General features: G+C 55.5%; 12 protein-coding genes and 7 tRNA genes. 2 read left to right on the plus strand and 17 right to left on the minus strand.

What is annotated here, in order from left to right:
* Window positions 1–63: 63 nt before the first annotated feature.
* The 6 genes from ACOTXF_RS07475 to miaB form a co-directional block, all read right to left on the minus strand.
* Window positions 64–969: an amino acid ABC transporter substrate-binding protein gene (locus ACOTXF_RS07475; RefSeq protein WP_008501049.1), complete on the minus strand. Its 906-nt coding sequence runs from the start codon at window positions 967–969 to the stop codon at window positions 64–66.
* 400 nt (window positions 970–1,369) lie between these two features.
* On the minus strand, window positions 1,370–2,908 hold the full coding sequence (gene lnt / locus ACOTXF_RS07480; protein ID WP_048962005.1) for an apolipoprotein N-acyltransferase: 1,539 nt from the start codon (window positions 2,906–2,908) through the stop codon (window positions 1,370–1,372).
* A gap of 5 nt (window positions 2,909–2,913) precedes the next feature.
* Window positions 2,914–3,792 carry a CNNM family magnesium/cobalt transport protein CorC gene (gene corC, locus ACOTXF_RS07485; protein WP_021242574.1) on the minus strand — a complete coding sequence of 293 codons (879 nt, stop codon included), beginning with the start codon at window positions 3,790–3,792 and terminating at the stop codon, window positions 2,914–2,916.
* An 89-nt stretch (window positions 3,793–3,881) separates the two neighbouring features.
* Window positions 3,882–4,349 (minus strand): rRNA maturation RNase YbeY, encoded by a 468-nt coding sequence (gene ybeY / locus ACOTXF_RS07490; RefSeq protein ID WP_008501052.1) that lies wholly within the window; start codon window positions 4,347–4,349, stop codon window positions 3,882–3,884.
* Window positions 4,346–5,392, minus strand: a complete 1,047-nt coding sequence (locus ACOTXF_RS07495) for a PhoH family protein (RefSeq protein ID WP_008501053.1) — start codon at window positions 5,390–5,392, stop codon at window positions 4,346–4,348. The genes ybeY and ACOTXF_RS07495 overlap by 4 nt, the downstream gene beginning before the upstream one ends.
* Window positions 5,393–5,555: 163 nt before the next feature.
* Window positions 5,556–6,980: a tRNA (N6-isopentenyl adenosine(37)-C2)-methylthiotransferase MiaB gene (miaB, locus tag ACOTXF_RS07500; RefSeq protein ID WP_232926739.1), complete on the minus strand. Its 1,425-nt coding sequence runs from the start codon at window positions 6,978–6,980 to the stop codon at window positions 5,556–5,558.
* 135 nt (window positions 6,981–7,115) lie between these two features.
* Here miaB and ubiF point away from each other — a divergent pair, with 135 nt between their 5' ends.
* Window positions 7,116–8,291: a 3-demethoxyubiquinol 3-hydroxylase gene (gene ubiF, locus ACOTXF_RS07505; protein WP_047745909.1), complete on the plus strand. Its 1,176-nt coding sequence runs from the start codon at window positions 7,116–7,118 to the stop codon at window positions 8,289–8,291.
* 105 nt (window positions 8,292–8,396) lie between these two features.
* On the opposite strand, the gene ACOTXF_RS07510 is transcribed toward ubiF, so the two are convergent.
* The 7 genes from ACOTXF_RS07510 to ACOTXF_RS07540 form a co-directional block, all read right to left on the minus strand.
* Window positions 8,397–8,471: transfer RNA gene (locus ACOTXF_RS07510), tRNA-Gln, on the minus strand.
* Window positions 8,472–8,507: 36 nt separating this feature from the next.
* A tRNA-Gln gene (locus ACOTXF_RS07515) sits at window positions 8,508–8,582 on the minus strand.
* Between the two features lie 42 nt (window positions 8,583–8,624).
* Window positions 8,625–8,701, minus strand: a tRNA-Met gene (locus ACOTXF_RS07520).
* Between the two features lie 17 nt (window positions 8,702–8,718).
* Window positions 8,719–8,793 (minus strand) — tRNA-Gln (locus tag ACOTXF_RS07525).
* 32 nt (window positions 8,794–8,825) lie between these two features.
* Window positions 8,826–8,900: transfer RNA gene (locus tag ACOTXF_RS07530), tRNA-Gln, on the minus strand.
* Between the two features lie 23 nt (window positions 8,901–8,923).
* Window positions 8,924–9,008: transfer RNA gene (locus tag ACOTXF_RS07535), tRNA-Leu, on the minus strand.
* Between the two features lie 9 nt (window positions 9,009–9,017).
* Window positions 9,018–9,094, minus strand: a tRNA-Met gene (locus ACOTXF_RS07540).
* 42 nt (window positions 9,095–9,136) lie between these two features.
* Here ACOTXF_RS07540 and ACOTXF_RS07545 point away from each other — a divergent pair.
* A complete protein-coding gene (locus ACOTXF_RS07545) occupies window positions 9,137–9,331 on the plus strand; it encodes a hypothetical protein (RefSeq protein WP_232926738.1) in 195 nt (64 codons plus the stop codon).
* Here ACOTXF_RS07545 and asnB read toward each other — a convergent pair.
* The 4 genes from asnB to nagA all read right to left on the minus strand — a co-directional run bounded on the left by asnB (window position 9,322) and on the right by nagA (window position 14,412).
* On the minus strand, window positions 9,322–10,986 hold the full coding sequence (asnB, locus tag ACOTXF_RS07550) for an asparagine synthase B (protein ID WP_021242994.1): 1,665 nt from the start codon (window positions 10,984–10,986) through the stop codon (window positions 9,322–9,324). The two genes, ACOTXF_RS07545 and asnB, sit on opposite strands and share 10 nt — an antisense overlap.
* Window positions 10,987–11,235: 249 nt before the next feature.
* Entirely contained in the window at window positions 11,236–11,988 is a 753-nt protein-coding gene (gene nagD, locus ACOTXF_RS07555) for a ribonucleotide monophosphatase NagD (RefSeq protein ID WP_008501057.1), read from the minus strand.
* A gap of 46 nt (window positions 11,989–12,034) precedes the next feature.
* The gene (nagC, locus tag ACOTXF_RS07560; protein ID WP_021242995.1) at window positions 12,035–13,255 is read right to left on the minus strand and encodes a DNA-binding transcriptional regulator NagC; all 1,221 of its coding nucleotides are present in this window, start codon (window positions 13,253–13,255) and stop codon (window positions 12,035–12,037) included.
* A gap of 8 nt (window positions 13,256–13,263) precedes the next feature.
* A complete protein-coding gene (nagA, locus tag ACOTXF_RS07565) occupies window positions 13,264–14,412 on the minus strand; it encodes an N-acetylglucosamine-6-phosphate deacetylase (RefSeq protein ID WP_008501059.1) in 1,149 nt (382 codons plus the stop codon).
* Between the last annotated feature and the right edge of the window lie 11 nt (window positions 14,413–14,423).

The raw sequence follows: 14,423 nt of genomic DNA on the forward strand, positions 1-14,423 counted from the left end.
GTATAGTCTGTCCATGCTTCCCGACAATCGAGAGGGCAGGAGATCCCGCCCCTGTTGTTCTAATTAGTTAAGAGCCTTGTCATTTGGAGATTTGAACAGCGCTTTCATGTCGTCAGACAGTTCAAAATTCATGTTCAGGTTTTTTGGTGGAATCGGGTTCTTGAACCATTTGTCGAACCATTTTTCCGCTTCGCCTGAGGTCTGCACCTGGGCGATGGTGTCATCGATCAGCTTTTTGAACTGCGGATCGTCTTTACGCAGCATACAGCCGTAGGCTTCTTTTGACTGCGCGGTACCGACGATATCCCAGTTGTCTGGTTTCTTCGCTTTCGCACGCTCGCCTGCCAGCAGGGCGTCGTCCATCATAAACGCGACGGCACGACCGCTTTCCAGGGTACGGAAGGAGTCGCCATGGTCTTTCGCGCTGATGATGCGCATATCCATTTTCTTCTCGTCGTTCAGCTTGTGCAGCAGCACTTCAGACGTGGTCCCGGAGGTGACAACGACCGCTTTCCCTTTCAGGTCAGCGAAGTCTTTGATCTCACCGCCTTTCTTCGTCAGCAGGCGGGTGCCCACAACAAAGATGGTGTCGGAGAAGGCAGCTTGCTTCTGACGCTCGAGGTTGTTGGTGGTGGAGCCACACTCGAAGTCAAAGGTGCCGTTTTGCAGCAGCGGAATACGGTTCTGTGAAGTGATGGGGATCAGCTTCACCTGCAGGTCAGGTTTGTTCAGCTTTTTCTTCACAGCTTCAACGATGGCGTTGGAGTAATCCTGTGAATAGCCCACGACTTTTTGCGTGTTGTCGTAGTAAGAGAACGGGACAGAAGATTCACGGTGGCCGACCACGATAACGCCGTTTTTGGCAATCTTGTCGAGAGTGCTGCCTGCTGCCGGAGCGTCTTCAGCGTGAACCACGCCTGCGGACATCCCCATAACCAGCATTGCTGTGGCCAGTTTACGTAATTGCATACCCAACTCCTTTTTTATCAGCGCCAGCGACGCATTGATACCCATTGTGATGTTGTTATATCTCGCGCAATGCGAGTGCAGTGTTATGCAAGCTTGTTAACATTTAGTCTGGCTTAATGTAAAGATTTTGCTGCGTTATTGTTTATTTTTGCGAAGCACGCCGCACCATTCAGAGGCAAATATCTCCCGTTGCACCGTTTCGGTGCTACCGATGATCTACGCTGGTGCGACAAGGTTGCACAGTAAGCCAAACTGCGTTTAACTGAATAAACAAAGCAATAGGCGTGCCAGAATTGAAGTCCGGAGGGAATTGTCGGGTGGCGCTGACGCTTACCCGACCTACAAAAGCGAAACAGTAGGCCGGGTAAGCGTCAGCGCCACCCGGCAGGAAGAGGAGGGATTATCGACGACGCTGGCGCAGACTCATCAGCACCGCGCCAAAGCCGAACAGCGCGGTCAGGATCCACAGCGGCCAGTTGCCGGTGCGGGCGTACGGCGTCAGCCCGGTGGTAGGAGTGACGTTGGTGGTCAGCACTTCTCGGGTGAACTGCGGGATCATGGCCTGGATTTCACCCTGCGGACCAATCACGGCGGTGATGCCGTTGTTGGTGCTGCGCAGCAGCGGACGGGCCAGCTCCAGGGAGCGCATGCGTGCCATCTGGAAGTGCTGCCACGGGCCGATTGATTTACCAAACCAGGCATCGTTAGAGATGGTCAGCAGATAGTCCGTATCCGGGCGGAAGTTGTCGCGCACCTGCTCGCCGAGAATGATTTCGTAGCAGATGGCCGCCGTCAGGGCTGCGCCGTGCGCGTGCAGCTGAGGCTGAACGTACGGTCCGCGGCTGAAGGAGGACATCGGCAGATCAAAGAACGGGGCCAGCGGGCGAAGAATTGACTCCAGCGGCACAAATTCACCAAACGGCACCAGGTGGTTCTTGTTGTACCGATCGGTGGAGTGGTAGCTGTATTCGCTGTCTTTGCCGAGCGTAATGATGGTGTTGTAGGTGTCGTAGCGGTTCTGCTGATTCAGACGCGCATCGACAATCCCGGTGATCAGCGTACTGCCACGCGAGAGCAGCAGGTCGTTCATCATGTTGAGGAACGGCTGCTGGTTGATCTCCAGATCGGGAATAGCAGACTCCGGCCAGATAATCAGCTGCGATTTACCCATCACCTCTTCGGTGGCGTTGGCGTAGATCTTCAGCGTATTCAGCAGCTCTTTCTCGTCCCACTTCATCGACTGCGGGATATTCCCCTGCACCATGGAGACCTGCATGGCGCGCGCGGGCTCCGGCGTGAACCACTGGATATAGCGCAGCGGGAAGGGCAGGGCGAACAGCACCAGCGCCACAGCCAGCGGTTTCCAGCATCGTGAAACCAGCGCTAATACCAGCAGGCCGCTAACGACCATCAGCAGGAAGTTAATGGCCTCAACGCCCATGACCGGCGCCATGCCTTTCAGCGGGCCGTCAATCTGACTGTAGCCGAACTGCAGCCACGGGAAGCCGGTCAGCACCCAGCCGCGCAGGAATTCCGTGATCTGCCAGACCACCGGCGCGGCAATGGCAACGCGCAGCCAGGTGGTTTTGGGCCACAGGCGAGAAAGGATGCCGGCGAACAGACCGGTATAGAGCGAGAGATACGCGGCGAGCAGTACCACCAGGAAGACGTTTACCGGGCCCGGCATACCGCCAAACTGGGCGATGCTGACGTAGACCCAGTTAATCCCTGAGCCAAACAGCCCCAGTCCCCAGAAGTAGCCAATAGCGGCAGCCTGCACCGGACGACGGTTCAGGGTCAACCCCTGAAGCCCCATCAGAGAGAGAATGGCCGCAGGCCAGATGTCGTAAGGAGAAAAAGCCAGCGTACCGCTGGCTCCGACTAACAGCGCCAGCAGCAAACGGACGCGCTGGCGTTCAAGCAATGGGGCAAATGCCATTTACATTAATCTTCCAGTTTTGGCACCGGTGAGTCGTCCGGCGTTCTGACGTGAACCTGTATAATACGTCGGCTGTCGGCCATGGCTACTTTGAACTGGTAACCGTCGATGTCAACGGTCTCTCCGCGCGCCGGGAGGTGGCCAAAGGCCTGCATCACCAGCCCGCCAATGGTATCGACCTCTTCATCGCTGAAGTGGGTCCCGAAGGCGTCGTTGAAGTCCTCAATGGAGGCCAGCGCCCGCACGGTCCAGGTGTGGCGGCTGAGCTGACGGAAGTCGATATCCTCTTCTTCGTCATACTCATCTTCGATTTCGCCCACGATCAGCTCAAGGATATCCTCGATCGTGACCAGACCGGAGACGCCACCAAATTCATCAATAACAATCGCCATGTGGTAACGCTGAGAGCGAAACTCTTTCAGCATCCGATCCACACGTTTACTTTCCGGCACAACCACGGCCTGGCGTAACACTTTTTCCATGCTGAAGGCTTCGGCATCGCTGCGCATAAACGGCAGCAGATCTTTCGCCATCAAAATCCCTTCGATGTGATCTTTGTCTTCGCTGATGACCGGGAAACGCGAGTGGGCGGATTCGATGATGACATCGAGACACTCGTCCAGCGTCTGGTTACGTTTCAGGGTGATCATCTGCGAGCGGGGGATCATGATATCGCGAACGCGCTGGTCGGCGATGTCCATAACCCCTTCGAGCATTTCGCGCGTATCTTCGTCGATAAGGTCGTTTTGCCCGGAATCACGAATCAGCTCCAGCAGTTCATCACGGTTTTTCGGTTCGCCGTGGAAAAGCTGGTTCAGAATGAGGGAGAAAAATCCCTTTTTACTGGTTGTCGTGTCGCTACTGTGTGAATTGTCGTCGCTCATGGCGTTTGTTAAGGGTTCTCTTGTTAGTTCAATGTTTACCGCCACGCGATGTCCTTTCGTGGCGGCAGGGGAGTCAGTCCGGTGACTGACTATTCTTTCTCGGCAATGTACGGATCCTCATAGCCCAGAGCAAGCATTATCTCTGTCTCGAGGGACTCCATCTCTTCCGCTTCGTCGTCTTCAATATGATCGTAGCCGAGCAGATGCAGGCTGCCGTGTACCACCATGTGCGCCCAGTGGGCTTCAAGGGGTTTCTGCTGCTCTTTAGCTTCCTGTTCAACCACCTGGCGGCAGATGATCAGATCGCCCAACAGCGGCATCTCGATGCCAGGCGGGGCTTCGAACGGGAAAGAGAGCACGTTGGTCGGCTTATCTTTCCCGCGATAGGTCAGGTTAAGCTCATGGCTTTCTGCTTCATCCACCAGGCGAATCGTGACTTCTGATTCTTCCTGAAACTGGGGGATAACGGCATCCAGCCATTTCTGAAACTGTGCCTCATCTGGCATGCCGGAATTGTCTTCACAGGCCAGCTGTAAATCGAGGATCACCTGACTCATTTCTGTTCTTGCTCCTGCGCTTCGCGCTTACGTTCTGCGGCCAGTTCGGCCTTACGCTTCTGATCTGCCTCTTCCCAGGCTTCATAAGCGTTAACGATACGCGCGACCACCGGGTGGCGTACCACGTCTTCACTGTGGAAGAAGTTAAAGCTGATTTCATCGACCTCGGCCAGCACTTCGATGGCGTGGCGCAGGCCCGATTTGGTGCTGCGCGGCAGATCGATCTGCGTGACGTCGCCGGTAATCACCGCTTTCGAGTTAAAGCCAATACGCGTCAGGAACATTTTCATCTGTTCGATGGTGGTGTTCTGGCTCTCATCGAGAATGATGAACGCATCGTTCAGCGTACGGCCGCGCATGTAGGCGAGCGGGGCCACTTCGATCACGTTACGCTCAATGAGCTTCTCGACCTTCTCAAAGCCCAGCATTTCGAACAGCGCATCGTATAAAGGACGGAGATACGGGTCGACCTTCTGGCTCAGATCGCCAGGCAGGAAGCCCAGTTTTTCACCGGCTTCAACGGCAGGGCGGGTCAGCAGGATACGCCGGATTTCCTGACGCTCCAGCGCATCGACCGCCGCGGCAACGGCCAGATAGGTTTTACCCGTACCCGCCGGCCCCACGCCGAAGGTGATGTCGTGGTCGAGAATATTGGCGATATACTGCGCCTGGTTTGGCGTACGCGGCTTGATGACGCCACGCTTGGTCTTAATGTTGATTGCCTTGCCATAGTCCGGCACGCTCTCCGCGCTCTGCTCAAGCACGCGCGCCTCTTTAATGGCGAGGTGAATCTGCTCCGGTTCGATATCCTGAATTTCGCCGCGCATGGGGGAGGTGTCGACATACAGGCTACGCAGAATGTCCGCAGCGGCGTTGACGCAGATAGGGCGTCCGGTGAGTTTGAAATGATTATCGCGACGATTGATTTCGATACCCAGACGTCGCTCCAGTTGTTTGATGTTGTCATCAAACGGCCCGCACAGGCTCAGCAGGCGAGCGTTGTCTGCTGGCTCAAGGCTAATTTCACGCGTATCTATGTTCAAACTGTTCCTCTTTGATTGATTAACTGACCCGCTGCCACACGGCGCAATAAAACGGTCATTACCGAAATTATTCACGCCACAGAATAAAGGCGCAAGCGTTGCGGAAGATATTGGGGGCGATGAGAGGAAATACAAGGCCTGCCAAAGCGGCAGGCCTGAAGGATTATGGCTGGTAAATCCCAACGCCAGAATCGTTTTCTTTGCGGGTACGCGAGATCACGGATTCCGGTGACTCTGCAATACGCAGGCCCATTTCGTCTTCGGTGCGGACCACTTTCGCGCGCAGCGAGTTGGTCAGCACCTCGACAATCTCGACGTCCACAAACTTACCGATCATATCCGAGGTGCCTTCAAAGTTCACCACGCGGTTATTTTCCGTACGACCAGAGAGTTCCATAATGCTCTTGCGGGAAGTGCCTTCCACCAGAATGCGCTGTACGGTACCGAGCATGCGGCGGCTCCAGGCGTTAGCCTGCTGGTTGATGCGCTCCTGCAGAATATACAGGCGCTGCTTTTTCTCTTCTTCCGGTACATCGTCAACCATATCGGCCGCCGGTGTTCCTGGACGCGCAGAGAAGATGAAGCTGTAGCTGACGTCAAAGTTCACTTCGCCGATGAGCTTCATGGTGCGCTCGAAGTCTTCTGCGGTTTCGCCGGGGAACCCGACGATAAAGTCGGAGCTAATCTGGATATCCGGACGTGCTTCACGCAGCTTACGGATGGTGGATTTGTACTCCAGCACCGTATGGGGACGGCCCATCAGGTTCAGCACGCGGTCAGAGCCACACTGAATCGGCAGGTGCAGGAAGCTCACCAGCTCTGGCGTATCGCGATAAACGTCAATGATGTCATCGGTAAATTCCATCGGATGGCTGGTGGTAAAGCGAATGCGGTCGATGCCGTCAATCGCGGCCACCAGACGCAGCAGCTCAGCAAAGCTGCCGGTCGTGCCGTCGTAGTTCTCACCGCGCCAGGCGTTAACGTTCTGGCCCAGCAGGTTCACTTCGCGCACACCCTGCGCGGCAAGCTGCGCGATTTCAAACAGAATGTCATCTGCCGGGCGGCTGACCTCTTCACCACGGGTGTACGGCACCACGCAGTACGTGCAGTATTTGTTGCAGCCTTCCATGATGGAGACGAAGGCGGTCGGGCCATCGGCACGCGGCTCCGGCAGACGGTCAAATTTTTCGATTTCCGGGAAGCTGACGTCAACGACCGGGCTACGGTTGCCGCGAACCTGATTGATCATCTCAGGCAGACGGTGCAGGGTCTGAGGGCCAAAGACAATGTCCACATACGGGGCTCTCTGGCGGATCAGCTTGCCTTCCTGCGACGCGACGCAGCCGCCCACGCCGATGATCAGGTCCGGATTTTTTCGTTTGAGAAGTTTCCAGCGGCCTAACACGTGAAAGACTTTTTCCTGCGCTTTTTCCCGAATTGAACAGGTGTTCAGCAGCAGCACATCGGCTTCTTTCGCATTTTCAGTCAGCTGGTATCCGTGGGTGGTATCCAGCAGATCGGCCATCTTGGATGAATCGTATTCGTTCATCTGACAGCCCCAGGTTTTTATATGGAGTTTTTTAGTCATCGACTTGCTCAGCTCAGGATTGCAAGCCGCGTATTGTAATGCTTTGGTGGGGTTGTGACCAGTATGAAGGTTATGTGTCTCAGGACCGCAAAAATCCGGTAAACTTAAGGGATTCTCCAATAAGGAAAATTGACCATGACACTCCAACACACCGAAGTTGCCGTTGTCGGCGGCGGTATGGTCGGCGGCGCGCTGGCGCTGGGGCTGGCACAGCAGGGATTTGAGGTAACGGTAATCGAACAGGCGGCTCCGCCAGCCTACGATCCCGCCAGTAAACCGGACGTGCGCATTTCTGCGATCAGCGCGGCATCCGTCGATCTGCTGCGCGGGCTGGGCGTCTGGGAGGCAGTACAGGCGATGCGCGCGCACCCTTACAGCCGCCTCGAAACCTGGGAGTGGGAAAATGCCCACGTCGCGTTTGATGCCGCTGAGCTAAAGCTGCCGCGCCTGGGGTATATGGTGGAAAACAACGTGCTCCAGCGGGCGCTCTGGCAGGCGCTGGAGGCGCATCCGAAGGTGACGCTGCGCGTGCCTGCGTCGCTTAAGGCGCTGCATCCTCACGGGAGCGGCTATCTACTGACGCTCGACAGCGGCGATGAGCTGGCCGTGAAGCTGGTCATCGGGGCGGACGGCGCTAACTCGCAGGTCAGACAGATGGCGGGGATCGGGGTTCATGCCTGGCAGTATGAACAGTCCTGTATGCTGATTACCGCCGAGTGCGAGAATGCGCCGGGTGAAAGCACCTGGCAGCACTTTACGCCGAACGGCCCGCATGCCTTTTTACCGCTGTTTGATAACTGGGCGTCGCTGGTGTGGTACGACAAACCGGCGCGCATTCGTCAGCTGCAGGGGATGAACATGGAACAGCTGCAGCGCGAGATCCTGCTGCACTTCCCGAGCCGTCTGGGGCACGTCACGCCGGTCGCCGCCGGGGCGTTCCCACTCACGCGCCGTCATGCGTTGCAGTATGCCCGCGCAGGCTTAGCGCTGGTGGGGGATGCGGCACACACCATTCATCCGCTGGCCGGGCAGGGCGTGAACCTGGGATATCGTGACGTCGATGCCCTGCTGGATGTCCTGGGCAGCGCCCGCGGACACGCGGAAAACTGGGCCAGCCATCAGGTGCTGAAGCGTTATCAGACGCGACGTATGGCGGATAACTTCATCATGCAGTCGGGGATGGATCTGTTCTATGCGGGGTTCAGCAATGACGTAGCGCCAGTGCGTATTCTGCGTAACATAGGCCTGATGGCCGCGGAACGTGCCGGTGGCCTGAAGCGTCAGGCCCTGAAGTACGCTCTCGGACTCTAAACTTTTTTCCCTCTCCCCGTGGGAGAGGGCCAGGGTGAGGGCATCAGGCCGCACAATTCTGTACAAAAACAAAAAAGCCCGCAGAGCGGGCTTTTTTGTTTTAAGTGGCTGGGGTGCAGGGATTCGAACCCCGGAATGCTGGTATCAGAAACCAGAGCCTTACCGCTTGGCGACACCCCAATTGCGTTAAACAAGCTGCTTAACGACTTTGTAAATTGGCTGGGGTACGAGGATTCGAACCTCGGAATGCCGGAATCAGAATCCGGTGCCTTACCGCTTGGCGATACCCCAACAATTTTTTCTCATTACCGAAATCGATCGATAATCTCAATTTGGTGGCTACGACGGGATTCGAACCTGTGACCCCATCATTATGAGTGATGTGCTCTAACCAACTGAGCTACGTAGCCAGTACTGCAATCTTCGATGGCTGGGGTACCTGGATTCGAACCAGGGAATGCCGGTATCAAAAACCGGTGCCTTACCGCTTGGCGATACCCCAATACCGCGGAGAACCGCAAAATCGAAGAAATATGGCTGGGGTACCTGGATTCGAACCAGGGAATGCCGGTATCAAAAACCGGTGCCTTACCGCTTGGCGATACCCCATCCGTGCAACGCTTACCCGGGAATGGTGCGGGAGGCGAGACTTGAACTCGCACACCTTGCGGCGCCAGAACCTAAATCTGGTGCGTCTACCAATTTCGCCACTCCCGCAAAAAAAGATGGTGGCTACGACGGGATTCGAACCTGTGACCCCATCATTATGAGTGATGTGCTCTAACCAACTGAGCTACGTAGCCATCTTTTTTTCGCGTTACCTTATCGGCGTTGCGGGGCGCATTATGCGTATAGACCCTTGCAGCGTCAACACCTTTTTCAACGAAAATAGCCGGAATGTGACTGTTTGGTTAGGTTGCGAACAGCGTGACCGAATATTCGGCAATTATTGGTTATTAACCGGTTTTAGCTGTGCAAAAGCGGGGCAAAAAAAAAAAGGCCCTGCAGGGCCTGATGATGAAATGCGTGATTATTTGTAGGCTGACTGGTGAACGCCTACCGCACGTCCTGACGGATCGTTCATGGATTTGAACGATTCATCCCATTCAATCGCTTTGGCAGACGAGCAGGCGACGGATGGACCACCCGGCACACACTCCGCAGCGCTCGGTACCGGGAACAGTTCTTCAAAAATTTCACGGTAGAGGTACGCTTCTTTCGAGCCCGGCGTGTTGTACGGGAAGCGGAAGCTTGCGGTTTCCAGCTGTTGGTCAGAAACCTGTTTCGCCGCCACCTCTTTCAGGGTGTCGATCCAGCTGTAGCCTACGCCATCGGAGAACTGCTCTTTCTGACGCCATGCCACGCTCGCCGGCAGGTAGGATTCAAAACATTCGCGCAGGATATGTTTTTCCATTTTACCGTTGCCGCACATTTTATCCTGCGGGTTGATGCGCATCGCCACGTCGAGGAATTTCTTATCCAGGAACGGTACACGCGCTTCGACACCCCATGCCGACATCGCTTTGTTGGCACGCGCGCAGTCAAACATATGCAGCGCCTGGAGTTTACGCACGGTCTCTTCGTGCAGTTCTTTGGCATTTGGCGCTTTGTGGAAGTACAGGTAGCCGCCAAACACTTCGTCAGAACCTTCACCGGAGAGCACCATTTTGATGCCCATCGCCTTGATCTTACGCGACATCAGGTACATCGGCGTGGAGGCGCGAATTGTCGTTACGTCATAGGTTTCAATGTGATAGATCACATCGCGGATCGCATCCAGGCCTTCCTGCACGGTGAAGTGAATTTCATGGTGCACGGTGCCGAGGTGGTTTGCCACTTCCTGCGCGGCTTTCAGATCCGGCGCGCCTTCCAGGCCCACGGCAAAGGAGTGCAGCTGTGGCCACCAGGCTTCTGAGCGCTCCTGATCTTCCACGCGACGCGCCGCAAATTTCTTGGTGATGGCAGAGATCACGGAGGAGTCCAGACCGCCGGAGAGCAGCACGCCGTAAGGTACGTCTGACATCAGGTGGCTTTTCACGGAATCTTCCAGCGCCTGACGCAGCTCGGCTTTGTCCGTCACGTTGTCTTTTACCGCGTCGTAGTCGAACCAGTCGCGCTGGTAGTACGGACGGATCTCGCCGTCTTTGCTCCACAGGTAACTGCCTGCCGGGAACTCTTTGATGGTGCGGCAGACCGGCACCAGGGCTTTCATTTCAGACGCAACGTAGAAGTTGCCGTGTTCATCGTGGCCCATGTACAGCGGGATAATACCGATGTGGTCGCGGCCAATCAGGTAGGCGTCTTTTTCGCTGTCGTACAGGGCGAAGGCAAACATACCCTGCAGGTCGTCCAGAAACTCGGGACCTTTCTCCTGATACAGCGCCAGGATCACTTCACAGTCGGACCCGGTCTGGAACGCGTAGCGGTCGCCGTACTCGGCGCGCAGCGCCTGGTGGTTATAGATCTCACCGTTGACAGCCAGCGCGTGCGTTTTTTTCTCGTTATACAGCGGCTGTGCACCGGCGTTGACGTCAACAATAGACAGACGTTCGTGAGCCAGAATTGCTTTGTCACTGGCGTAAACGCCGGACCAGTCCGGGCCGCGATGGCGCATCAGGCGGGACAGTTCGAGTGCCTTTTTACGCAGTTCGCCCGCGTCAGTTTTAATATCCAGTACGCCAAAAATTGAACACATAACCTTCTCCGTTAACCCTGTTGCTTTGTAATGTTGCTTGCTTATGAAAATGCCGCAAAGGGACAGGACGCGCAAGCGTTTTACGGGTGAAAACGGAAATAGTGCAATGGTGGTTGCGGATCGGTGAAAAACGCGTATGCCATGAGCGATTTTGTTGAAGATTATGCAATAAAAGTGCTTTTTCGTTAGATGTGGTCGTGTTTTGCAGGCGAGAAAATAAAAAACCACGCCCTGAGGCGTGGTTCGGTATCAGATGATGTCAATTTCATCGACGGAGGGGTAAATCCAGCTTGGGCGGAACGGCATTGAGTCAATGTCATCAAGCTGAGAGACGCCTGACAGGACCAGAATCGTCTCCAGGCCTGCCTGGAAACCGGCCAGAATATCGGTGCGCAGGTTGTCGCCGACAATCACGGTCTCTTCAGAGTGGGCCTGCATCTTGTTGAGTGCGGCGCGAATGATCCACGGGCTGGGCTTGCCGACATAGAACGGCTTGCGCCCGGAGATCTTCTCGATACCGGCACACAGCGCGCCGCAGGCCGGATAAAAACCGCGACCGTGGGTATCCGGGTTGGTCGCAATAAAGCGCGCGCCGTTAGCCACAAAGAAGGATGCCTTATGCATCATCTCCCAGTTGTAGGAACGCGTTTCACCCACAATCACAAAGTCCGGGTTGACGTCGGTGATGGTAAAGCCCGCTTTATACAGCTCATGGATCAGCGCGCCTTCACCGACCACATAGGCTTTTTTTCCTTCCTGACGCTTCAGAAAATCCGCCGTGGCCATCGCCGAGGTATAAAACACGCTGTCCGGGACGTCGACCCCCGCCGTGGCAAAGCGGTTTGCCAGATCCTGACCGGTCTGAGAAGGGTAGTTCGTGAGAAGAACCAGAGGCATTCCTTTGTCGATGATGCGGTGAAGAAACTCCGCAGCACCCGGCACGGCAACGTTGTCGTGCATCAGCACGCCGTCGATATCACAAATTACATTCTTAATGGTCATGGACAGTCCGACATTAAAAAAAAGAAGGCGTTACTATAAGGTCCGATCAACTTTCCAGCAAATGCTGCAGCAGAATTCCGTTGAGCATGGCGCGTTTGACCAGCGCGAACGCGCCAATCGCCGAACGATGGTCAAGCTTTGAACGAACCACCGGAAGATTCTGGCGGAATGCTTTCAGCGCCTGGGTGTTAATACAGCCTTCAATCGCGGGGAGCAGCACCTTTTCCGCTTCCACAATTTCACCCGCGATCACCACTTTTTGTGGGTTAAACAGGTTAATGGCGATGGCGATGGTTTTCCCCAGATGGCGCCCCACCTGCTCGATCACTTCACAGGCCAGCGCGTCGCCTTTATTAGCGGCTTTGCAGATGGTGCCTATCTTGCAGTCGTCCAGCGTGACGCGGCTTTGGTACCCCTGTTCAAGCAGATGGCGAACGCGCTGCTCGATGGCGGTGTTGGCGGCAATGGTTTCAAGGCAGCCAAAGTTGCCGCAGTGGCAGCGCTCCCCGAGCGGTTCAACCTGAATGTGGCCGATCTCACCGACGTTACCGTTGCGACCAATAAAAATTCGGCCGTTAGAGATAATGCCTGCGCCCGTACCGCGGTGAACGCGCACCAGAATAGAGTCTTCACAGTCCTGGCTCGCACCAAAGTAGTGCTCTGCCAGCGCCAGAGAGCGAATGTCATGGCCCACAAAGCAGGTCACTTTAAAGCGCTTTTCCAGCGCGTCGACCAGCCCCCAGTTTTCAACCTGAATGTGCGGCATATAGCGGATCACGCCGCTTTCCGGGTCGACCAGACCGGGCAGAATCACCGAGATGGCGATGAGTTCGCGGATCTTGCGCTGACAGCTTTCAATAAACTGCGCGATGGTATTCAGCAGCGCATGCTCCAGCGTCTCCTGGGTGCGTTCCGGAAGGGGATAGTGCTCTTCCGCAATGGCTTTGCTGCTCAGATCGTACAGCGTGAGCGTGGTGTCATGACGGCCCAGACGGACGCCAATTGCCTGAAAATTGCGGGTTTCGGTAATAATGGAGATAGCGCGGCGGCCCCCGGTGGAGGCCTGCTGATCGACTTCTTTGATCAAACCGCGCTCAATGAGCTGGCGGGTAATTTTTGTCACGCTGGCGGGAGCAAGCTGGCTTTGTTCGGCTATCTGAATACGTGAGATTGGCCCGTGTTGGTCAATCAGGCGATATACCGCCGCGCTGTTAAGCTGTTTAACGAGATCGACATTACCGATTTGAGCTTGTCCGCCAGGTGTCATACTTTTACTTACTCAGTGACGACCTCGTTACCATTAACGATGGTCTTAATAATTTTATAATCGTGTGTGAATGCCGTCAGGTTTGCAACCATACCTGGTGCAATTCCGCCAAGCTGTTTATCCACGCCGATAGCGCGCGCAGGATAAAGGGTGGCCATGCGCAGGACTTCATCAAGCGCAATCCCGCAATGCTCAACCAGGTTACGCACCCCTTCAATCATGGTCAAAGAGGAACCGCTCAGCGTACCGTTTTCATCCACACACAGTCCATTGCGGTAGTATATTGTTTTACCGGCAAAAATGAACTGCTCAATATTTGCACCTGCCGGTGCGGTAGCGTCCGTTACCAGGCAGAGCTTGTCACCTTTCAGCCGCTTGGCGTTGCGAATGTTGGTGTAATCAACGTGTAAGCCGTCCGCGATAATGCCGCAGTAAACGTCTGGCTCATCCAGAATCGCGCCAACCAGACCCGGTTCACGACCTGTGATGTATGGCATGGCGTTATAAAGGTGCGTCGCAAAGGTAATGCCCGCACGGAAACCGGCTTTCGCTTCTTTCAGCGTGGCATTTGAGTGGCCCGCTGAAACCACAATTCCGGCGGCGGCCAGTTTGCTGATGACGTCCGTGCCGGTCATTTCCGGTGCCAGCGTCACCTTGGTGATCACATCGGCGTTGGCACACATGTAGTCAACCAGCTCCGCATCAGGTTTACGCACGTAGTCCGGGTTATGCGTTCCTTTCTTGACCATGTTCAGCCATGGCCCTTCCAGGTGCAGACCGAGCGCCTGATTCGGATGTTTGGCCAGGTATTCGCGCATCACGCGGATACCCTGCTTCATCAGGTCATCACTGCTGGTGATGAGCGTTGGCAGATAGCTGGTGCAGCCCGATTTCTCGTTGGCTTTCTGCATGATCTCCAGCGTTTCGACCGTTACCGCATCGGCGGTATCATTGAATTGGACACCGCCGCAGCCGTTGAGCTGTACGTCGATGAAACCGGGGGAGATTACTGCTCCATTGAGTGAGCGCTGTTCAATCTCCGGCGGCAGTTCTGCCAGCGGGCAAACACGTTCAATCAGGCCATTCGCGATAACAATCGCGTGGTCATCCAGAATTTCATGGCCGGTATAAATCCGACCGTGGGTTAAAGCGTACATAACGACCCCCG

Origin of the sequence: Enterobacter cloacae complex sp. IR53041 (assembly GCF_049238285.1) — a bacterium.
Lineage (GTDB): Bacteria > Pseudomonadota > Gammaproteobacteria > Enterobacterales > Enterobacteriaceae > Enterobacter > Enterobacter roggenkampii.